This window comes from Bradyrhizobium sp. USDA 3650 (assembly GCF_054057395.1).
Map to the genome: position 1 here is coordinate 2,316,534 of NZ_JBSRZG010000001.1, position 21,265 is coordinate 2,337,798.

At 64.2% G+C, this 21,265-nt stretch carries 19 protein-coding genes and 1 pseudogene; 6 read left to right on the forward strand and 14 right to left on the reverse strand.

The annotated features are described in order from the left end of the window. Positions 1-236 precede the first annotated feature (236 nt). From ACVIN2_RS10995 to ACVIN2_RS11005, 3 genes are all read left to right on the forward strand, one after another. On the forward strand, positions 237-1,538 hold the full coding sequence (locus ACVIN2_RS10995; RefSeq protein ID WP_456765635.1) for a lytic murein transglycosylase: 1,302 nt from the start codon (positions 237-239) through the stop codon (positions 1,536-1,538). A gap of 107 nt (positions 1,539-1,645) precedes the next feature. Then, entirely contained in the window at positions 1,646-2,149 is a 504-nt protein-coding gene (locus ACVIN2_RS11000) for a DUF1993 domain-containing protein (protein WP_456765636.1), read from the forward strand. Positions 2,150-2,333: 184 nt separating this feature from the next. Beyond that, on the forward strand, positions 2,334-3,434 hold the full coding sequence (locus tag ACVIN2_RS11005) for an alkene reductase (RefSeq protein ID WP_456765637.1): 1,101 nt from the start codon (positions 2,334-2,336) through the stop codon (positions 3,432-3,434). A gap of 186 nt (positions 3,435-3,620) precedes the next feature. Here ACVIN2_RS11005 and ACVIN2_RS11010 read toward each other — a convergent pair whose 3' ends face one another. The 7 genes and pseudogenes from ACVIN2_RS11010 to glpD all read right to left on the reverse strand — a co-directional run bounded on the left by ACVIN2_RS11010 (position 3,621) and on the right by glpD (position 11,324). Beyond that, on the reverse strand, positions 3,621-5,363 hold the full coding sequence (locus ACVIN2_RS11010; RefSeq protein ID WP_035962951.1) for an ABC transporter substrate-binding protein: 1,743 nt from the start codon (positions 5,361-5,363) through the stop codon (positions 3,621-3,623). A 127-nt stretch (positions 5,364-5,490) separates the two neighbouring features. Then, positions 5,491-5,820, reverse strand: coding sequence for a DUF2160 domain-containing protein (locus tag ACVIN2_RS11015; RefSeq protein WP_211398805.1), 330 nt, complete (start codon positions 5,818-5,820; stop codon positions 5,491-5,493). 10 nt (positions 5,821-5,830) lie between these two features. Beyond that, the gene (locus ACVIN2_RS11020; protein WP_018454979.1) at positions 5,831-6,637 is read right to left on the reverse strand and encodes a carbohydrate ABC transporter permease; all 807 of its coding nucleotides are present in this window, start codon (positions 6,635-6,637) and stop codon (positions 5,831-5,833) included. Continuing rightward, positions 6,637-7,539, reverse strand: coding sequence for a carbohydrate ABC transporter permease (locus tag ACVIN2_RS11025; protein ID WP_007595151.1), 903 nt, complete (start codon positions 7,537-7,539; stop codon positions 6,637-6,639). Before ACVIN2_RS11025 ends, ACVIN2_RS11020 begins: the two co-directional genes overlap by 1 nt. Next, positions 7,539-8,625: pseudogene (locus ACVIN2_RS11030) on the reverse strand (ABC transporter ATP-binding protein). Before ACVIN2_RS11030 ends, ACVIN2_RS11025 begins: the two are co-directional and overlap by 1 nt. Positions 8,626-8,637: 12 nt before the next feature. Beyond that, the gene (locus ACVIN2_RS11035) at positions 8,638-9,777 is read right to left on the reverse strand and encodes an ABC transporter ATP-binding protein (protein ID WP_456765638.1); all 1,140 of its coding nucleotides are present in this window, start codon (positions 9,775-9,777) and stop codon (positions 8,638-8,640) included. Next, positions 9,774-11,324: a glycerol-3-phosphate dehydrogenase gene (gene glpD, locus ACVIN2_RS11040; RefSeq protein ID WP_456765639.1), complete on the reverse strand. Its 1,551-nt coding sequence runs from the start codon at positions 11,322-11,324 to the stop codon at positions 9,774-9,776. Before glpD ends, ACVIN2_RS11035 begins: the two co-directional genes overlap by 4 nt. A gap of 249 nt (positions 11,325-11,573) precedes the next feature. Between glpD and ACVIN2_RS11045 the strand changes: the two genes are divergently transcribed. Both ACVIN2_RS11045 and ACVIN2_RS11050 read left to right on the forward strand, forming a co-directional pair. Further along, a complete protein-coding gene (locus ACVIN2_RS11045; protein WP_456765640.1) occupies positions 11,574-11,825 on the forward strand; it encodes a type II toxin-antitoxin system prevent-host-death family antitoxin in 252 nt (83 codons plus the stop codon). Further along, positions 11,825-12,247 (forward strand): PIN domain-containing protein, encoded by a 423-nt coding sequence (locus tag ACVIN2_RS11050; RefSeq protein ID WP_456765641.1) that lies wholly within the window; start codon positions 11,825-11,827, stop codon positions 12,245-12,247. Before ACVIN2_RS11045 ends, ACVIN2_RS11050 begins: the two co-directional genes overlap by 1 nt. A gap of 10 nt (positions 12,248-12,257) precedes the next feature. On the opposite strand, the gene ACVIN2_RS11055 is transcribed toward ACVIN2_RS11050, so the two are convergent. Together ACVIN2_RS11055 and ACVIN2_RS11060 are read right to left on the reverse strand one after the other, a co-directional pair. Then, on the reverse strand, positions 12,258-13,094 hold the full coding sequence (locus tag ACVIN2_RS11055) for a DeoR/GlpR family DNA-binding transcription regulator (RefSeq protein WP_456765642.1): 837 nt from the start codon (positions 13,092-13,094) through the stop codon (positions 12,258-12,260). A gap of 91 nt (positions 13,095-13,185) precedes the next feature. Further along, positions 13,186-13,872 (reverse strand): HAD family hydrolase, encoded by a 687-nt coding sequence (locus tag ACVIN2_RS11060; RefSeq protein WP_456765643.1) that lies wholly within the window; start codon positions 13,870-13,872, stop codon positions 13,186-13,188. A gap of 154 nt (positions 13,873-14,026) precedes the next feature. Between ACVIN2_RS11060 and ACVIN2_RS11065 the strand changes: the two genes are divergently transcribed. Continuing rightward, complete coding sequence (locus ACVIN2_RS11065; RefSeq protein ID WP_456765644.1) at positions 14,027-14,503, forward strand: nuclear transport factor 2 family protein; 477 nt, start codon at positions 14,027-14,029, stop codon at positions 14,501-14,503. A 228-nt stretch (positions 14,504-14,731) separates the two neighbouring features. Here ACVIN2_RS11065 and ACVIN2_RS11070 read toward each other — a convergent pair whose 3' ends face one another. From ACVIN2_RS11070 to ACVIN2_RS11090, 5 genes are all read right to left on the reverse strand, one after another. Continuing rightward, a complete protein-coding gene (locus ACVIN2_RS11070) occupies positions 14,732-14,923 on the reverse strand; it encodes a hypothetical protein (RefSeq protein ID WP_007595173.1) in 192 nt (63 codons plus the stop codon). 216 nt (positions 14,924-15,139) lie between these two features. Then, positions 15,140-15,550: an acyl-CoA thioesterase gene (locus ACVIN2_RS11075; protein WP_456765645.1), complete on the reverse strand. Its 411-nt coding sequence runs from the start codon at positions 15,548-15,550 to the stop codon at positions 15,140-15,142. Positions 15,551-15,601: 51 nt separating this feature from the next. After that, positions 15,602-17,698, reverse strand: a complete 2,097-nt coding sequence (locus tag ACVIN2_RS11080) for a 3-hydroxyacyl-CoA dehydrogenase NAD-binding domain-containing protein (protein ID WP_456765646.1) — start codon at positions 17,696-17,698, stop codon at positions 15,602-15,604. A 1-nt stretch (position 17,699) separates the two neighbouring features. Beyond that, positions 17,700-18,983, reverse strand: a complete 1,284-nt coding sequence (locus ACVIN2_RS11085) for an acetyl-CoA C-acetyltransferase (RefSeq protein WP_456765647.1) — start codon at positions 18,981-18,983, stop codon at positions 17,700-17,702. Next, positions 18,983-21,250 carry an acyl-CoA dehydrogenase gene (locus tag ACVIN2_RS11090; RefSeq protein WP_456765648.1) on the reverse strand — a complete coding sequence of 756 codons (2,268 nt, stop codon included), beginning with the start codon at positions 21,248-21,250 and terminating at the stop codon, positions 18,983-18,985. Before ACVIN2_RS11090 ends, ACVIN2_RS11085 begins: the two co-directional genes overlap by 1 nt. Between the last annotated feature and the right edge of the window lie 15 nt (positions 21,251-21,265).

Consider the following 21,265-nt stretch of genomic DNA (forward strand, 5'->3'; position numbering starts at 1 on the left):
GATGACCCCGGCCCGCCCGCAAGGTTTCAAGGTGCGTCGCGGAGCCGCGGCACTTGACCAACATTGCTTTTCCGTCATGCCCGGGCTTGTCCCGGGCATCCACGGTCTCCCTCCACGCAAGGCCGAAAGGCGTGGATGGCCGGGACAAGCCCGGCCATGACGAAGGGATGGTTTGAGGCGCTCAATTCCCTTAAGCTTTGGCAAGATTCCCCACGCGCCCTCCCCCCGGAAACCTCATGCTCCAGACCCGATTTGCGATCGCGGCCGTCACTCTTGTCGCGCTGTCTGCAACCGCCTCTGCCCAGTTCGCGCCGCCGCCCGCAAAGCCCGCGGCTCCCAAGGCCACCGCGCCCTCGCCGCGCGCGGCGTCGTGCCACAATGGCGCGAACTTCGATCGCTTCCTGGCCGACGTGAAGCAGCAGGCCGTTGCCGCCGGCGTGTCGCAGCGGACGATCGCGGCGGCCTCGCCTTACCTCGTCTACGACCAGGGCATCGTCAATCGCGACCGCGGCCAGCGCGTGTTCGGCCAGCTCTTCACCGAATTTGCCGGCCGCATGGCCGCGCCCTACCGCATGCAGAACGGCCAGCAGCACATCAAGCAGCATGCGGCCGCGTTCGCGCGCGCGGAGAAAGAATACGGCGTGCCGCCGGCGGTGATCGCCGCGTTCTGGGGACTGGAGAGCGACTTCGGCGTCAACATGGGCAATTTGCCGACGCTGAAGTCGCTGGTGTCGCTGGCCTATGATTGCCGCCGCTCGGAGATGTTCGTGAACGAGACCATCGCCGCGCTGAAGATCATCGACCGCGGCGATTTGCATCCCGACGAGATGGTCGGCTCGTGGGCCGGCGAGCTCGGACAGACCCAGTTCCTGCCCGTGCATTACGTCAACTATGCCGTCGACTACGACGGCGACGGACGTCGCGATCTCCTCCGCAGCGAGGACGACGTGATCGGCTCGACCGCGAACTACATCGCCAACGGATCGAAGTGGCGGCGCGGTGAGCCGTGGCTGGAGGAGATCAAGGTGCCGCAAAACCTGCCGTGGGATCAGACCGACCTCACGGTGCAGCTGCCGCGCTCGAAATGGGCGCAGCTGGGGGTGACCTATCCCGACGGGAGGCCGCTGCCGAACGACAATCTTGCCGCGTCGGTGCTGCTGCCGATGGGTCGGAACGGGCCGGCCTTCATGGCGTACCCGAATTTCGCGGCCTATACCGAGTGGAATAACTCGCTGATCTATTCGACCACCGCAGGTTATCTCGCCACCCGCATTGCGGGCGCGGCCCCGATGCGAAAGCCATCCACACCGGTCGCGCAACTGCCGTTCAACGAGCTCAAGCAATTGCAGCAGCTTCTGGTCCAGGCCGGTTTCAACGTCGGCAAGGTCGACGGCGTGCTGGGCCAGCAGAGCCGCGCCGCCGTGAAGGCGATGCAGATCAAATACGGTCTGCCGGCCGATTCCTGGCCCACCGCCGAGCTTTTGGCCCGGATGCGCGGTGGCACGGCGCAGGCACAGCCGGCGGCGACGATCCGATAGAATTTTCGCACTGCACAAGCCGCTGCTGCGATTGTATTTTTCCATGAGGTTCCCATGTGAGTGGCTCAGGTTTCTCCTGAGATTTCCCACCACAGAGCGAGCATCACATGTCCTTCCACGACGCCGTCGTTCCCGCCTATTTGCAAATGCTGAACAGCCTCACCGGCCTGCTCACGAAAGCCGAGGCGCATTGTGCGGCCAAGAAGGTCGACCCGAGCGTCCTGCTGGGCTCCCGCCTGTTTCCGGACATGCTGCCGCTGTCGAAGCAGATCCAGCTGGTCACCGATTTCGCAGCCAAAGGTTGCGCCCGGCTGACCCATAGCGACGTGCCGTCCACACCGGACACCGAGACCAGCTTTGCGGAGTTGAAGCAGCGCCTGGCGAAGACCATCGACTATGTGAAATCGTTCAAGCCCGATCAGTTCGAGGGCGCCGACACCAGGGACGTCACCTTCCCGGCCGGTCCCGACAAGTCCCTCACCATGAGGGGCCAGCAATTCCTGAGTGCGTACTCGCTGCCGAACTTCTATTTCCACGCCGCGACCGCCCACGGCCTTCTGCGCCACGCTGGCGTCGAGGTCGGCAAGCGCGATTTCCTCGGCGCGAACTAAAACGCGATGATTCAGACGGCCGCGGCGGGAGATCGAATCTGCTGCCGCGGCTGAAATTGCATATGATTTATGCTGCGCGCCTCCGCTGCGCATCTCGCCTGCAGTTTCTGTATGGCTCCTTCCCTTGTGTTGATTGCCGCGATGCACAAATGTTCCAGACCTCTCATCGCCTGGAAGCATTCTCATGAGCCGTTCGACCAAATTGTTTGAGACCTACAAGCTCGGCCCGATCACGCTTGCGAACCGTTTCGTGATGGCGCCGCTGACGCGCAACCGGGCCATTCCCGGCACCTTCGTACCCGGCGCCCTCGCCGCCGACTATTACGCCCAGCGCGCTTCCGCAGGCCTTCTGATCACCGAAGCGAGCCAGGTCTCGCAGCAGGGCCAAGGCTACCAGGACACCCCCGGCATCTACTCCAAGGAGCAGGTTGCCGGCTGGCGCAAGGTCACCGATCAGGTGCACCAGCGCGGCGGCAAGATCTTCATCCAGCTCTGGCATGTCGGCCGCATCTCGCACGTCGACCTTCAGGCCAATGGCGCAGCCCCGGTGGCGCCGAGCGCAATCCGCGCCAAGGGCAAGACCTTCGTCAACGGCGGCTTCGCCGACGTCTCCGAGCCCCGGGCGCTCGAGCTCTCCGAAATTCCAGGCATCATCGACGATTTCAAGCGCGCCACGAAGAACGCGCTCGAGGCCGGCTTCGACGGCGTCGAGATCCACGGCGCCAACGGCTATCTGCTCGAGCAGTTCGCCAAGGACGGCACCAACAAGCGGACCGACGCCTATGGCGGCTCGATCGAGAACCGCGCGCGGCTGATGCTGGAAGTCTCCAGGGCCGTCGTCGCCGAGGCCGGCGCCGAGCGTACCGGCATCCGCATCTCCCCGGTGACACCGGCCAACGATATCTCGGAGTCGAACCCGCAATCCCTCTACGACCATATCGTCGACGGTCTCGCCGCGCTGAAGCTCGTCTATCTCCACGTCGTCGAAGGCGCCACCGGCGGTCCGCGCGACATCGCGCCGTTCGACTATGCGGGCCTGCGCAAGCGCTTCCCCGGCGCCTATATCGCCAACAACGGCTATGATTTCGATCTCGCCAGCAAGGTGCTGGACGCGAACGCGGCCGATCTCATCGCCTTCGGCAAGCCGTTCATCTCCAACCCCGATCTCGTCGAGCGGCTGAAGACGGGCGCGACGCTGAACGATTGGGACAAGAACACGTTCTACGGCGGTGGCGCGAAGGGATACACGGATTACCCGGCGCTGGCGGCTGAACCGGCGGAGTAAGCGTCGTCGTCGCTCCATCCTCCGTCATTGCGAGAGCGAAGCGACGAAGCAATCTAGACTACGTCCGTGGAAAGACTCTGGATTGCTTCGCTTCGCTCGCAATGACGGTGGAAGCAAAATCCACGACAATAAAAAGAAAAAAAGGCCGGGATTGCTCCCGGCCTTTCGTCGTTATGTTGACGTGCCTTACTGCAGCGAAGCGCGCTTCGGGGGCTGGGCCGGCCACGACTTGATCAGGGTGTCGTAGTCGACCGTCTCGCCCTTCGGCTTCTCGTTGGCGAGCTTGCGCTGGGGAGCAATCGTGCCGTCCTTCTGGGCCTTGGCGAACCAGTACTCGGCCGTCTCCTTCTTGTGCAGCTTCGGACCGCAGGCGCCCTGCACGCCGGACTTCTCCAGACGCTCCATCACGGAGTCCTGCGCAGCGGCGAGCGAGTCCATCGCGGCTTGCGGCGTCTTCGCACCAGACGACGCATCGCCGATGTTCTGCCACCACAGCTGCGCCAGCTTCGGATAGTCGGGCACGTTGTTGCCGGTCGGGGTCCACTGCACGCGCGCGGGCGAGCGGTAGAACTCGATCAGGCCGCCGAGCTTCGGCGCACGCTCCGTGAACGACTTGTCCCAGATGTCGGATTCACGAATGAACGTGAGACCGACATGGCTCTTCTTCAGCGACACCGTCTTGGAGACGATGAACTGGAGATAGAGCCAGGCTGCCTTGCGGCGATCCGCCGGGGTCGACTTCAGAAGCGTCACGGAGCCGGCGTCCTGGTAGCCGAGCTTCATGCCTTCCTTCCAGTACGAACCGTGCGGCGACGGAGCCATACGCCATTTCGGCGTACCGTCCGCGTTCATCACGGCGATGCCCGGCTTCACCATGTCGGCGGTGAAGGCGGTGTACCAGAACATCTGCTGGGCGATGTTGCCCTGCGCCGGCACCGGACCCGACTCGGAGAAGGTCATGCCCTGAGCCTGCGGCGGAGCATACTTCTTCATCCACTCGAGGTACTTGGTGATCGAGTAGACCGCGGCCGGACCGTTGGTGTCGCCACCACGCTCGACCGAGGAGCCGACCGGACGGCAGCCTTCCATGCGGATGCCCCATTCGTCGACCGGCAGACCGTTCGGGATGCCCTTGTCGCCGTTACCGGCCATCGACAGCCAGGCGTCGGTGAAACGCCAGCCGAGCGACGGGTCCTTCTTGCCATAGTCCATATGGCCATAGACCTTGACGCCGTTGATCTCCTTGATGTCGTTGGTGAAGAACTCGGCGATGTCTTCATAGGCCGACCAGTTCACGGGCACGCCGAGCTCGTAGCCATACTTGGCCTTGAACTTGGCCTTGTAGTCGGCGTTGGTGAACCAGTCGTAGCGGAACCAATAGAGGTTCGCGAACTGCTGGTCGGGCAGCTGATAGAGCTTGCCGTCCGGCGCCGTGCCGAACGACTTGCCGATGAAGTCGTTGACGTCGAGCATGGGGTCGGTGACATCCTTGCCCTCGCCGGTCATGTAGTCCGACAGCGCGATGGTCTGGCCGTAGCGGAAATGCGTGCCGATCAGGTCGGAATCGTTGATCCAGCCGTCGTACACGTTCTTGCCGGACTGCATCTGGGTCTGCAGCTTCTCGACGACGTCACCTTCCTGGATGATGTCGTGCTTGAGCTTGATGCCGGTGAGCTCGGAGAACGCCTTGGCCAGCGTCTGCGACTCGTATTCGTGGGTCGTGATGGTTTCGGAGACCACGTTGATCTCCATGCCCTTGAAGGGCTCGGCGGCCTTGGCGAACCACTCCAGCTCCTTCTTCTGGTCTTCCTTCGACAGCGTCGAGGGCTGGAATTCCGCGATCCACTTCTGGATCGCGGCGTCGTCGGCGGCGCGCACCGGCGCCGAGACGGCCAGCGACACCGCGACGATGGCGGCGACGCTGGACATCATCAGAAAGCTATTCTTGGTCAATGGACGTTCCCTTCTCCTAAACTGCCGCATGTTATTCCTCCGTTGCAGCGACAAACTTTTTACAGGCCCGGGTTGGTCCCGGATCTGGCCGTTCCTTCGCGGGCTAGACCGTGCGGAAAATGAGTACGGCCGTGGCCAGCGAAATTCCTGATGCGATCCAAAGGCGCGAAATTTCAAGTCCGTCCTCGCCGATCGGCAGCGTGGCGAGTGCGTCGGTGCCGGCGAAGGCGATCCAGAGCAGGTGGATGACCGCCGCCGTGATCAGGGAGATGAACAGGCGGTCGCCGCGTGTCGTCGGGATGCGCAGCACGCCGACGCGCTCTGCTTCTGGATAGGCCACCCCAAGCCAGGTCATCACAGCCAGCGTGCACGCCAGCGCGACAAAGAAGATCGCCGTCGGCGGCGTCCAGGCCATCCATGCAATCGACTCCATTGACGCCTCCCTAGACCCGACCGAGCGCAAAACCGCTCGCGATGTAATTGCGGACGAACCAGATCACGAGCGCGCCCGGGATGATCGTCAGCACGCCGGCCGCAGCCAGCAGGCCCCAGTCCATGCCCGCAGCCGACACCGTGCGCGTCATGATCGCCGCGATCGGCTTGGCCGAGACCGAGGTCAGCGTGCGCGCGAGCAGCAGCTCGACCCAGGAGAACATGAAGCAGAAGAAGGCGGCGACGCCGATGCCGCTCGCAATCAGCGGCACCAGGATCTTGATGAAGAAGCGCGGGAAGGAATAGCCGTCGAGGAAGGCGGTCTCGTCGATCTCGCGCGGCACGCCGGAGACGAAGCCTTCCAGGATCCACACCGCCAGCGGGACGTTGAAGATGCAGTGCGCGAGCGCGACCGCCCAGGGCGTATCGAACAGCCCGATCGCCGAATAGAGGTTGAAGAACGGCAGGGCATAGACCGCGGCCGGCGCCATGCGGTTCGACAGCAGCCAGAAGAACAGATGCTTGTCGCCGAGGAAGCGGTAGCGCGAGAACGCGTAGGCTGCCGGCAGCGCCACCGAGATCGAGATGATGGTGTTGAGGACGACATATTCCAGCGAGTTGATATAGCCGGAATACCAGCTCTCGTCGGTGAAGATGCGCTTGTAGTGCTGCAGCGTCGGGGCGTGCGGCCACAGCGTCATCGTCGAGACGATCTCGGCGTTGGTCTTGAAGCTCATGTTGACGAGCCAGTAAATCGGCAACAGCAGGAAGATCAAAAACAGCGCCATGATGAGGCGACGGCCGGGGATCGAATGCATCACACGGCTCCTTCATGCGATTTCCGGTCGGCGCCGGCATTGGTCATGACGGTGTAGAAGATCCAGCAGACGATCAGGATGATGAGGTTGTAGACCAGCGACAGCGCGGCGGCCTTGCCGAGGTCGAACTGGCCGAGCGCGATCTTGACCAGCTCGATCGACACGAAGGTCGTCGAATTGCCGGGGCCGCCGCCCGTCACCACGAACGGCTCGGTGTAGATCATGAAACTGTCCATGAAGCGCAGCAGCACCGCGATCAGCAGCACGCGATTCATCTTGGGCAGCTGGATCGCCTTGAACACGGCCCAGCGCGAGGCGCCGTCGATCTGCGCCGCCTGGTAATAGGCTTCGGGAATCGACTTCAGGCCGGCGTAGCAGAGCAGCGCGACCAGGCTGGTCCAGTGCCAGACGTCCATCACGATGACGGTGACCCAGGCGTCGATGTCGTTGGAGACGTAATTGTAATCGATGCCGATGGCATTGAGGACATAGCCGAGCAGGCCGATGTCGGGCCGGCCGAAGATCTGCCAGATCGTGCCGACCACGTTCCACGGGATCAGCAAGGGCAGCGCCAGGATGACGAGGCAGGCTGCGACCGTCCAGCCCTGGCGCGGCATCGACAGCGCGACGACGATGCCGAGCGGCACCTCGATCGCGAGGATCACCAGGGAGAAGAACAGATTGCGGCCAAGCGAGGCCAGGAAGCGGCCGCCGAGATCGGTCGAGGGGTCGAGCAGCTCCTTGAACCAGCCGACACCGTTCCAGAAGAACTGGTTGTTGCCGAAGGTGTCCTGCATCGAATAGTTCACCACCGTCATCAGCGGCAGCACTGCCGAGAAGGCGACGACCAGGAACACCGGCAGCACCAGGAACCAGGCTTTTTGGTTGACGGTCTTGTCCATCAGGCGGCTCCCTCCACCAGAAGGCTGTCGGCATAGACGTGGACGTGTGACGGGTCGAATTTCAAGCCGGCCGTGCCGTCCGGGCTGGTGAAGCCAGCCGGCGCGCGGGCCGCGAGCTTTGCATCACCGAGCCGCGCACGCGCGAAGCGGATACGGCCGAGGTCGTCGACGCGTTCGATCTTCGCACTGAGCAGGCCGGGCGCAGGCGCGACGGCCTCAACGAATTCCGGACGGACGCCGATCTCGATCTTCGCGCCATCGGGCAGCTTGTCGTAGCTGCGGTTGAGCGCGATCACATGACCGCCGATCCTGGCCTCACGGCCCCTCACCTCGGCCGGAATGATGTTCATGCCGGGCGAGCCGATGAAATAGCCGACGAAGGTGTGCGCCGGCTTGTCGAACAGCTCGGCCGGCGTGCCGCTCTGCACCACCCGGCCGTCATGCATGACCACCACGGTGTCGGCGAAGGTCAGCGCCTCGGTCTGGTCATGGGTGACGTAGATCATCGTCAGGTCGAGCTCGCGATGCAGCGCCTTCAGCTTGGAGCGGAGCTGCCATTTCAGCTCGGGGTCGATCACGGTGAGCGGCTCGTCGAACAGCACGGCGGCGACGTCGGAGCGGACCAGGCCGCGGCCGAGCGAGATCTTCTGCTTGGCATCGGCCGTGAGCCGCGTCGCCTTGCGGTTCAGATAGGGCTCGAGGTCGAGCAGGCGGCCGATTTCGGCGACGCGCTTGTCGATCTCGGCCTTCGGCACGCCGCGGTTCTTCAGAGGGAACGCCAAGTTCTGCCCCACCGTCATGGTGTCGTAGATCACCGGAAACTGGAACACCTGGGCGATGTTGCGCTTCTGGGTTGACAGCGGTGTGATGTCCTCGCCGTCGAACAGGATTTTCCCCCGCGACGGCGTGATGATGCCGGAGATGACGTTGAGCAGCGTGGTCTTGCCGCAGCCGGACGGCCCGAGCAGCGCGTAGGCGCCGCCCTGCCGCCAGGTCATGGTGACGGGCTTCAGCGCAAAATCTGTCCTGCGGCGCATCATTGCCGCCGTAGGAGTGCGCGAGATCGACGAGGTCAATGCGGGCCATGTCGCATCCCCCTCAGGCTTTTTTCTTTGACGCGTTTTCTTCACGCGAACCGCTCGGCACTTCGCTTGAAAACGCTATGGGACCAGGAGCGGCGACCAAACGATCTGCCGCATCGAAAACGAAGACGTCGTTGGGATCGAGCACGGCATCGAGCGTCTGGCCGGGCTCGAACTCGTGCACGCCGTGCAGCACCGCCACCCAGTTCGATCCGTCGCGGGTCAGATGCACGAAACTCTCCGAACCGGTGATCTCGGTCACCGTGACCGTGGCATGGAAGGCGTGGCGGTCGGTCTCGCCATTGGCAAGCGCGAGCTGATGGGCGCGAAATCCGACGCGATAGGCGCCGTCCGCAAGCGAGGAATAGAGACCGGACGCCGGCGCGGCAATACCACCCGCATATTGCACGGAGCCATTCTTCTTCTCGATGCCGACGAGATTGAGCGGCGGATCGGAGAACACTTGCGCGACGCGCAAGGTCTGCGGATGACGGTAGACGTTCGGCGTCTCGCCGATCTGAAGCGCTTTCCCCTCCCACATGCACACCGTATTGCCGCCGAGGAGAAGAGCCTCGGTCGGCTCGGTGGTGGCATAGACGAAGATCGCGCCGGATGCCTCGAAGATGCGCGGCAGCTCGGTGCGCAGCTCCTCGCGCAGCTTGTAGTCGAGATTGGCGAGCGGCTCGTCGAGCAGCACGAGGTCGGCGCCCTTCACCAGCGCGCGCGCCATCGCAGTTCGCTGCTGCTGGCCGCCGGAAAGCTGGAGCGGCGTGCGCTTCAGGAACGGCTCGAGCCTGAGCAGCCGGGCGGCTTCCGCGACGCGCGCCTCGATCTCGGCGCGCGGCTTGCCCTGCACGCGCAAGGGCGAAGCGATGTTCTCGTAGACCGACAGCGAGGGGTAGTTGATGAACTGCTGATAGACCATGGCGACCGAGCGCTGGCGCACGTCGACACCGGTGACGTCCTTGCCATTGACCAGCAGCTTGCCCGATGTCGGCTTGTCCAGGCCTGCGAGCAGCCGCATGATCGAGGTCTTGCCCGACAGCGTCGGCCCGAGCAGCACGTTGAGCGTGCCGCTCTCGAGCGTTAGCGAGACGTCGCGGATATGTGGGATACCATCGACAGTCCGGGTCACGTGGTCGAGTGTCACTGTCATGAGCGTCCTCCGGCTTCCAGCAGGGGACTTTGCTGCACGGCGTGGGTCCTGATCCAGTCGTCAAGCGCCGCGATTTCGTCGGCACTTAGTCGCAGGCCGAGCTTGGAACGGCGCCAGACGACGTCGTCGGCGGTAACGGCCCATTCGTTGGCCATGAGATAGCGGACTTCGCGCTCGGTCAGCGTCGCGCCGAAGGCCTGGCCGAGATCGGCCGCCGATTTCGCATCCCCAAGCAGCTTGATCGCCCTCGTGCCATAGGCGCGCGCGAGGCGCCGCGCATGCTCGTGGCTGAGGAAGGGATAGCCGCGCTGAAGCTCGGCGATCAGGCCGTCGACATCGGACACGCCCATGTCGCCGCCGGGCAGCGGCCATTTGCCGGTCCAGCCTTCGCGCGCTTTCGCACTGCGAAGATAGGGCGCGAGCCGCTCCAGCGCCTCCTCGGCAAGACGGCGGTAGGTCGTGATCTTGCCGCCATAGATCGACAGCAGCGGCACGCCGCCGGGCGTGTCGAGCTCGAACACATAGTCGCGCGTCGCGGCCTTGGCTTCGCTGGCGCCGTCGTCGTAGAGCGGACGCACGCCGGAATAGGTCCAGACCACGTCATCGGGCGTGACAGGCTTGGCCAGATATTCACTTGCCGCCGTGCAGAGATACTGGATCTCCTCGGCCGTCGCCTTCACCTTGGCGGGATCGCCTTCATAGTCGCGGTCGGTGGTGCCGATCAGCGTAAAATCGTCCTGATAGGGAATGACGAAGATGATGCGGCCGTCGGCATTCTGGAACATGTAGGCGCGGTCGTGGTCGTAGAGCTTCTTGACCACGATGTGCGAGCCTTGCACCAGGCGCACCTTGGCTTTGGCGTTGACGCCGGCGCCGCGGCCGAGCACATCCTCGACCCAGGGACCGCCGGCATTGACCAGCGCACGAGCCTGGATCGACGAACGCGCGCCGGTCAGCGTGTCGATCATGCTGACGGTCCAGATGCCGTCTGACTGTTTGATATCCGTCGCGCGCGTGCGGGTGCGGATCTCGGCGCCCTTGTCGGCGGCATCGCGCGCGTTGAGCACGACGAGACGGGCGTCGTCGACGAAGCAGTCGGAATATTCGAACGCGCGGCCGTAGCGGTTGGGGATCAGCGGGCGGCCGACCTCGTCGCGCCCAAGGTCGACCGAGCGCGTCGCCGGCAACAGATGACGGCCGCCGATGTGGTCATAGAGGAAGAGGCCGAGGCGCAGCAGCCAGGCCGGCCGCAGGCCCGCATGGTGCGGCAAAACGAAACGCAGGGGGCGAATGATGTGGGGCGCGATGCCCCAGAGAATCTCGCGCTCGATCAGCGCCTCGCGGACCAGCCGAAACTCGTAATATTCGAGATAGCGCAGGCCGCCATGCACCAGCTTGGTCGACCAGGACGACGTCCCGCTCGCCAGATCGTTCATTTCGCACAGGAAAACCGTGTTGCCACGGCCCACCGCGTCGCGCGCGATGCCGCAGCCGTTAACACCGCCTCCGATAATGGCGAGGTCGAAAATACGCTCCAACAGACGCATCCCCCGGCGACCGCCCGTTCAATCGAGCGGCTACTTTCGCTTTTGATTAGATCACACCAGAAAACGAAAGCAAGATGAAAGAGAGGAGGAAGGAAGTGAAAGCGGAACTTTTAAGTGGGCAGCGCGAGCGAAAAAACAGCACCGCCTCGGCCAGAGCCGCGGACGAGCGACGCTCCAAAAGGCTTGAATGTAGTTACGTGCCTACATATGATCCATCAGGGAATAACGGCCGATCGGGAGGCGCAAACAATGGTGACCAGTCTCACCAGCCGAGAGTTCAATCACGATACCAGCGGCGCAAAAAAAGCAGCTTCGCGGGGACCGGTCTTTATTACTGACCGCGGTCGGCCCGCCCATGTCCTGCTGACGATCGAAGACTATTTGCGTCTGACTGGCGGGCACATGAGCCTTGCCGAAGCATTGGGGCAGGCAGAGACGGACTTCGATTTCGATCCGCCCCGCGTTGCCGGCCGAATTTTCAAGCCCGCTGATCTCGACTGATGTTTCTGCTGGACACCAATGTAATTTCCGAACTGAGGCGGCCAGATAAAGCTCATCGCAATGTCGCAGCATGGGCCAATGCAAGTCCGGCGGCGGACTTCTTCATTTCCGCCATCTCGATATTAGAAATCGAACTCGGAGCACGCCTGATCGAGCGCAAAGACGCTGCGCGAGGTGCAGTCCTGCGAGCTTGGATCGACAATCACATTCTGGCTCGCTTTGAAAATCGAATCCTGGCCGTTGATACCGCCGTCGCGCTGCGCTGCGCGCAACTTCACGTTCCCAACCCACGGGCCGAACGCGATGCTCTCATTGCAGCAACCGCCCTTGTTCACGGCTTGACGATCGTTACGCGCAATGTGGGCGACTTCCAACCGACCGGCGTGCCGCTGATAAACCCGTGGGAACAGGCAGCCTGCTAAGAACCCGCCGTTATCGCAGGCGCACGACGGGTGCCGCTTCCTGCGGCGGGTCCGCTGCCGCATCATCCATGTCCGCCCCCTTCGGCATCGCCGCCATCACCTCGATGCCCTTGCCGTGGCAGATGGTGGCGAGGCGCTCGGGCAATTCCTGGTCGGTGACGAAGGTCTGGATCTGGCTGATATGTGCGATGCGCACCGGCGCGCTGCGGCGGAGCTTGGTCGAGTCCGCGACCAGCATGACGCTGCGGGCGTTGGCGATGATGGCTTGCGCCACCTGCACCTCGCGATAGTCGAAGTCGAGCAGCGCGCCCTCCTCGTCGATCGCGGACGCCCCGATGATGGCGTAGTCGACCTTGAACTGGCCGATCAGCTGCGTCGCGGTCGAGCCGACCACCGCACCGTCGGCGCGTCGTACCGTGCCGCCGGCGACCACCACTTCGATGCGGGGATGGCGGTAGAGCAGCATGGCGACGTTCAGATTGTTGGTGATGACGAGGAGGTCCTCGTGGGAGGTCAGCGCGCTCGCGACCTCCTCGGTCGTGGTGCCGATGTTGATGAAGAGCGAGCAGCCGTTCGGGATCAGGGAGGCGGCCGCGGCTCCAATCGCCTTCTTCTCGTCCGCGGCGACGAAGCGCCGCGCCTCATAGGCGAGATTTTCGACGCCGGAGGCGATGATGGCGCCGCCATGGATGCGGGTCAGCGAGCGGCGCTCGCAGAGATCGTTGAGATCCTTGCGGATGGTCTGCGCCGAAACCTCGAACCGGCGCGCCAGCTCCTCGACCATGACGCGGCCCGAGGCGCGTGCGATGTTGAGGATTTCGGCTTGGCGATGGGTCAGTCCGGTCACGGCGATGGCCTCAAGTCAGGAAGTTGCATGGTGCGGCGGTTCCCGCGTTCGGTCAATGCGCGCGCCGATCACGGTTAACGGACGAAGGTCCTCACCACGCCATTGCGGCGGCGAGGCGCGCCAGCAGCGTGGGATCGTCGAAGGCGCTGGCGGAGGCGATAGCCCCGGCGGCGACGAGATCAGCGTGGCTGAGGCTGGTCCGGATGCCGATGGTCGGAATGCCGGCCGCTACGGCCGACTGCACGCCGGTGCGGGAGTCCTCGAACGCGATCGAGGCCATGGCGCTGGCACCGGCAAAGCGCAACCCTTCCTGATAAGGCAGCGGATGCGGCTTGCCGTGCGACAGCTCGGCGCCGATCACCAGCGCCTTGAAGCGGTGCGTGATGCCGAGGCCGGACAGCAGCAGCTCCGCATTGAGTCGCGGGGCGTTGGTCACGGCAACCATGGAAATACCGGCCGCATCCGCCCTGTCGAGCAGCGCCATCAGGCCCGGCAGCGGCTCGATCTGCCCGGCGACGAGTTCGCGGAAGACTTCCTCCTTCTCATCGAGGATCGAGGCACGCCGTTCCGGCGCCTCATCGGGCAGAAAGCGCTCGCCGATCGCTATATTCGCGAAGCCTTGCAGCTCCCTGGAGAAGCGCGCGTGATCGAAGACATGGCCGCGAGGGCCGAGCACCTGGTTGAACGCCTTCAGGTGCAGCGGATCGGTGTTGGCGAGCGTACCGTCGATATCGAACAGCAACGCCCTTCCCGTCTCCCTGCCGATAGCCTCGATCATGTCCGTACTTTCCCGAATAGATGACGCATCAATACGAAAGCCGTATCAATACAGCGCCAATCGCGCAATGACGCACGTGCATGACCACGACGCGACACTCGACAAAGTCGCGCGCGGCTGCAACACTCCGTGCAAGATCAAAAAGGAGGAAACGATGACGATCAACCGACGCGATCTGGCTCTCTCGACTCTTGCCGTCCCAGCTCTTGCCGTCTCCACGCTTGCAGTTTCAGCGCTCACGACACCGGTGCTGGCGGCCTCGGCGGACGAGGAAGCCGTGGCGAAGAAGGTCGAGGCGTTCCGTCTCGCCCAGATCGCGGCCGATCCCAAGGCGCTCGGCGCGCTCTGCGCCGAGGAGGTGAGCTACAGCCATTCCAGCGGCAAGGTCGAGGACAAGGCGACCTTCGTCGCCAACGCCACCGACGGCAAATCCAAATTCCTGTCGATCGAGTACAAGGACCCGACTATCAAGGTCGTCGGCCCCGCTGCGATCGTGCGTTTCCACTGGGTGGCGGAACAGGAGATGGCGGCCGATGGGAAAAAAGTGCCGACCAATCTTCACATCCTGATGAACTGGCAGAAGCAGGGCGACGACTGGAAGCTGCTCTCGCGGGCGGCGACGAAGTTGTGAACAACGGCTCTTCCCCTCTCCCCTTGCGGGAGAGGGTGGCTTCGCGAAGCGAAGTCGGGTGAGGAGTTTCTCTCCGAGAACGAACCCCTCGCAGTGGAATTTGCGGAGGCGACCCTCATCCGGCGCTACGCGCCACCTTCTCCCACAAGGGGAGAAGAGAAGAAGAGTTCGCGGCAAAAGATTCCCACCTCTCGCGCTACGCGCGGCGCGGAATGACTAGCGGGACGACTACGCCGCTTCCTTCACATCACCGTTAACCAGCTTGCGCGCGGCGCGCTCGGCTTCGCGGGCGTTGCGGAAGAGCTGGCCTTCGAGACGGTTGAAGCGGTTGGATGAGGCGAAAAAGCAGTAGCCTCCCTGGGAACGAACGACGATACCTGCGGTCTGCGAATCGACTTCGATGATGTAGCTGTCCGGCATGGTCCGTGGATTCCTCAGTGCGGGCAAATAACGGCAGTTCTGCCCAAAGGTTCCTGGGCATTTTGACGCCGTTTCCACCCCGGATCGACACGCGATGGAGTACGCCGGGACCTCATCCGTTTTATGACTGGTTCTTGGCAAAGCCGCGGCGCCGTGACTCAGTCGCGCCGCGTTTGGCGGCGTCGCACCTGAGATGAGGCGCAACGCCGCGCGCGATTACGTCGCGATGGTGGTGTCGGCCGGGCGAACCGGCTGCGGGCGGCCGTGCTCGTCGATCGACACGTAGGTGAAGTTGCCGTCGGTGACGAGGAACGGTTGCTGCTCGCCGCGGCGCAGCGCCCATGCTTCCAGATGCACGGTGACAGACGTGCGCCCGATGCGGACGAGGTGGGCGTGAACCGAAACGAGATCGCCGACATAGACGGCCTTGCGGAAATTCATCGCCTCGATGGCGACGGTCACCGTGCGCGACTTTGCGACCTTTGACGCAAACACGCCGCCGCCGACGTCCATCTGGCTGAGCAGCCAGCCGCCGAAGATGTCGCCGTTTGCGTTGGTGTCGGCAGGCATTGCCAGCGTGCGAATGCAGAGATCGCCGCCCGGCCCGGCATTGGCTTGCTCGTTCATGCCGCTCTCACTTGAAGATTGCTCACTTGAGGATTGCTCGCTTGAAATTGCTCACTTGAAATTATCCCAGCCCGGATCCGGCGCAAAGCGCTCGCCGAATCTTCCGGCCAGCGCGCGCAAGGTGGATACGACATGATCCACGCCACGCGTGCGCGCATAGTTCAACGGACCGCCACGGAACGGTGCATAACCGGTGCCGAAGATCATGGCGCCGTCGACCATGTCGGCATCATCGACGATACCTTCGCGAAGCGCGGCGACGCAGACATTGGACATCGGCAGCACCAGGCGGTCGATCATCTGGTCGGTGACGCGCGGACCGGTCTCGGGCAACGGCGCCTTTTCGGCCTTGCCGTCGCGCCAGACGTAAAAGCCCTTGCCGGTCTTGCGGCCAAGTTCGCCCTTGGCGACTTTCTCGCGCAGCCAGGGCGGTGTCGGCGGCAGCAGATCGCCGAACTTGGTGCGCAACATGTCGCCGACGTCGAGACAGATGTCGAGCCCGACCTGGTCAGCCAGTTCGATCGGCCCCATCGGCATGCCGAACTGCTCCGCGGCGGCATCGATCAGGCGCTGATCGATCTTCTCGTCCAGCATCACCATCGCTTCCAGCATGTAAGGCGTCAGCGCGCGGTTGACGAGGAAGCCCGGCGAGCTCTTCACCGGCAACGGCAGCCGATCGATCGCGCCGACGAAAGCGAGTGCCTCCTTCAGCACCTGCGTATCGTTACCGTCATGGCTGACGACTTCGACCAATTGCAACCGCGACACCGGGTTGAAGAAGTGAAGGCCGACCAGCCGCTCCGGCCGCGCCAGCGTGGTGCGCAAATCCTGGAGCGGAATGCTCGAGGTGTTGGTCGCGAGAATCGCGCCCGGCTTCATTCGCGGCTCGAGCCCGGCATAGACCTTCTGCTTGAGCTCGAGCTTCTCCGGGACCGCCTCGATGATGAGATCGGCGTTGCGGACGCCCTCCCCGTCCATGTCGGGGATCAGGCGATCGAGCGCGTCGCGCACCTCGGTCGGCTTGCGGATGATCTTGCCGTAGAGCTCGGCGGCGCGCTTGACCGCGCCCGCGATCGGCTCCGCCTTCATGTCGGCGAGCGAGACGCGCAGCCCCTGCCCCGCGCACCAGGCCGCGATGTCGCCGCCCATGGCGCCGGCGCCAATGACGTGGACATGCCTGATCATGTTGCCGGAGCCTGCCGCCTTCTTCATCTGCTCGCGCAGGAAGAACACGCGGATTAAATTCTGCGCGGTCGGCGTCACCATCAACTTGGCGAACGAGGCCTGCTCTGCCCTGAGCATCGCGGCCTTGCTGCCACCATGGGCCTCCCAGAGATCGATCAAAGCATAGGGTGCTGGATAATGCTCGCGGGACGCGGCCTTCGCCGCCTCCGATCGCATCCGCCTGGCCAACAGCCCGCGCACCGGGCCGAAATTCGCCGCACGCGTCAGAAAGCCCGGCCGCGCCCGCTTGAGCCGGCCGAACAGTGCGTCCTTCACCGCGTTGCGAACGTGGCGCTCCTGCGTCACGGTGTCGATGAGGCCGAGCGATCTGGCGCGGCGGGCATCGATGGTGCGGCCGGTCAGCATCAAAGCCATCGATCGGGTCGGATTGACCAGCGCGGTGAAACGCGCGGTGCCGCCGAGACCGGGATGCAGGCCCAGCATCACCTCAGGGAAGCCGAAGCGCGCGCCGTCGATGGCGATGCGCGATTGGCAGGCCAGCGCGACTTCGAGCCCGCCGCCGAGGCAGAAGCCGTGGATCACCGCGACCGTCGGCAGCTTCAGCGCTTCCAGATGGTCGACCACCGCATGGGCCGCGCGGATCCGCGTCTCCACCATCCCGGCATCGCTGGCGCCACGGAATTCGTTGACGTCGGCGCCGGCGATGAAGCCGGACGGCTTTGCGGAGCGGATCACGAGGCCGGCAGGACGCTCGGTCTCGATCGCCGCCAGCACGGCGTCGAACTCCTCCATCACGTCCGAGGACAGCGTGTTGGCGCTGGCGTCAGTGCGGTCGAACAGGAGCCAGGCGACGCCGTCGGCGTCGCGCGTCAGCTTGAAGTGCTTGTAGGGACTATCGGCAGCGGGCTTGGGCCCGAGCTCCATCACGCGGTCGCCGAGCGCGGTCATGATCCTGGAATCCATGTCACACCGCCTCGATCAGCATGGCGCCGCCGAGCCCGCCGCCGATGCATTCGGTCGCAACGCCGCGCCGCGTGCCGAGCCGCTTCATGGTGTTGACGAGATGCAGTACGATGCGATTGCCGGAGGTGCCGACGGGATGCCCGAGCGAGATTGCGCCGCCATCGACATTGAGTTTTTCGCGGTCGATCTCGCCGGCAGCGCCGTCCAGCCCCAAAATCTCGCGGCAGAACTTGTCGTCATTCCAGGCGGCGAGGCAGCCGAGCACTTGGGTAGCGAACGCCTCGTTGAGCTCCCAAGTCTGGACGTCCTGGATGGTGAGATCGTTGCGCTTCAGCAGCGGCGTCGCCGACATCACGGGACCGAGACCCATGATGCTTGGGTCAAGTGCGGCCCAGTTGCTGTCGACGATGACGGCCTTCGGCGTCAGCTTGTGCTTGGCGACCGCTTCGTCGGACGCCAGGATCACCCAGGACGCGCCGTCGGTGATCTGCGAGGAATTGCCGGCCGTGACCTGGCCCCAGGGACGCTCGAACACCGGTCTCAGTTTAGCGAGCGTCTCGGCCGTCGAGTCCGGACGCACGCCATCATCATGGTCGAAGAATTTTCCGTCGCGGGAGAACGCGGTTTCGACTTCGCCCTTGAGAAAACCTTCCGCCTGCGCATGCGCGAGCCGGCGATGGCTCTCGGCGGCATAGGCATCGGACTGCGCGCGGGTGATGCCGAAGAGATGGCCGACGACTTCGGCCGTCTGGCCCATGTTCAGGTCGGTAATGGGATCGGTCAGCCCGCGCTCCAACCCGATGATCGGCTTGAGATAGCGCGGCCGCAGCTTGAAGGCTGCGGCAAGCTTCGCCGCCATGCCCTTGGCGGTGGCAAGGCCGGCAAACCAGCGCACGCCGGAATTGGGCCAGACCAGCGGCGCGTGGCTCAAGGCTTCGGTGCCGCCGGCGAGGATCATGTCGGCATGGCCCTCGCGAATGTAGCGGTAGGCGGTGTCGATCGACTGCATGCCCGAGCCGCAATTGATCTGCACGGTGAAGGCGACCATGTCTTCGCCCATGCCCAGCCGAAGCGCGGCCACGCGAGCAGGGTTCATCTCGTCCGCGATCACGTTGACGCAGCCGAGGATGACCTGGTCGAAGGCATCAGGCGCAAACGGCTGGCGCGCCAGCAGCGGCCGACCGCATTGCACGGCGAGATCGACCGGCGTGAACGGACCGGGCCCCGAACGCGCCTTCAAAAACGGCGTCCGGCTGCCGTCGACGATGAAAACCGGTCGTGCCATCAGCTCGCCGCCCTCTGTTCACCGAGTTCCTGGAAGAACTGATGCACGTCGCCGGTTTTCTTGTAAATCGGCGACAGCGCCTCCGGCGCAAAATCGTCGACCTCAATCACCTTTGTAACGGCTTCGCGGGCCGCGGCCAGCTGCTCGCCCTCGGCCTGCGTGATCACGCCCTTGGCCACCGCATCCTTCCAGTCGCTCATGTGCGCCGCGCGCATGCGCCAGGCGATGGCGTCCGTGCCTGCGACCAGGTTGAAAGCGCGCTCCAGCCGGGCGAAGCCGCCATCGTCATCGACATAAGCCAGATCAGGCGTGAGGCGGTCGCGCGCGGCCGACGGCTCCAGCACGAGGCTTGCGCATTGATGCACAACCCGGTCGGAGGGACCCAGCACGCGGGCACCGAAGGGCTGGACCACGAATTTGAGGACGCCTGCGACGAAGCGGTTCGGCAGATTGGCCAAAATCTCCGCAAGCCGATTCTCGATGGTCCGAAAGCCCGTCGCCATGCACCATTCGAGCGCGGCAAAATCCTCCTTCTGCCGGCCCTCGTCCTGCCAGCGTTTGAGCGCGGCCGAGAGCAGATACAGCTCGGACAGGATGTCGCCGAAGCGTGCCGACAGCATCTCCTTGCGCTTGAGCGCGCCGCCGAGCGTGAGCAGCGCCATATCGGCGCAGAGGGCGAACGCCGCGGAGTAGCGCGAGAGCTGACGATAGAATGGCCTGGCGTCACCCGCATCGGGTGCAAGCGCGAAGACACCAAAGCTCCAGCTCCGGCCGAAGGCGCGCAATAATGTCTCGAAGCTGTGGCCGACATGCTTCCAGAACGCCTTGTCGAAGGCGGCGAGCCCGCGCTCGCGATCGGCATCGGCAAGCGCATTCATCTCGTCGAGCAAATAAGGATGGGCGCGGATGGCGCCCTGCCCGAACACGATGAGATTGCGGGTGAGGATATTGGCGCCCTCGACGGTGATGCCGACGGGGACGGCACGGTGGAGATTGCCGAGATAGTTTTGCGGACCGTCGATCACGGCCTTGCCGCCATGGATGTCCATGGCGTCGTCGACCGCGGTGCGCATCCGCTCGGTCGCGTGCAGCTTCATGATGCCCGAGATGACAGCGGGATGGATGCCGGCATTCAGCGCGGCGCAGGTCAGCCGTCGCGCAGCATCGAGCTGATAGGCGGTCGCGACGATGCGCGCGAGCGGCTCCTCGACGCCTTCGAATTTGGAGATGGAGATGCCGAACTGCTCGCGGATCCGGGCATAGGCGCCGGTGGTGCGGGCGGCATAGGCGGCGCCGGCGGCGGAGAGCGACGGCAACGAGATGCCGCGGCCGGCGGCGAGCGCCGTCATCAGCATCTTCCAGCCCTGCCCCAGCCGCGCCTGGCCGCCGATGACGTAGTCGAGCGGAATGAAAACATCGCGGCCCCAATTCGGGCCGTTCTGGAACACCTGCATCGACGGCAGATGGCGTTTGCCGATTTCGACGCCGGGAAGGTTGGTCGGGATCAGCGCCACGCTGATGCCGAGCTCCTCCCGATCGCCGACGAGATGATCCGGGTCATAGGCCTTGAAGGCGAGGCCAAGCAGCGTCGCGACGGGACCGAGCGTGATGTAGCGCTTGTGCCAGTTGAGCTTCAGGCCCAGCACCTCCTGGCCCTCGAAGCTGCCCTTGCAGATGATGCCGGTGTCGACCATCGAGGCGGCATCGGAGCCGGCCTCGGGGCTGGTGAGGCCGAAGCAGGGAATGTCGCGGCCGTCGGCAAGACGCGGCAGCCAGCGCTGCTGCTGCTCCTTGGTGCCGAAGTGCATCAGGAGCTCGCCGGGGCCCAACGAGTTCGGCACCATCACCGTCACCGCGGCGGCAATCGAGCGGGTCGAGATCTTGCGCACCACTTCCGAATGCGCATAGGGCGAGAAGCCGAGGCCGCCGAACTCCTTCGGAATGATCATGCCGAAGAATTTTTCGCGCTTGATGAAGTGCCAGACATCGGGCGGCAGGTCGCGCCATTCCCAAAAGATCTTCCATTCATCGAGCATGGCGCAGAGCTCGTCGACGGGGCCGTTGAGGAAGGCCTGCTCCTCGTCAGTCAGCGTTGCCTGCGGGACCTTCAGCAGCTTCGACCAATCAGGGTTGCCGGTGAAGAGATCGGCGTCCCACCAGACGTCGCCGGCCTCCAGTGCCTCGCGCTCGGTGTCCGACATCGCCGGCAGCACGCCGCGCGCCCAGGAGAAAATCGGCTTGGTCAGGGTGTCGCGGCGGAAGCTCATGGCGGACCTCATGCA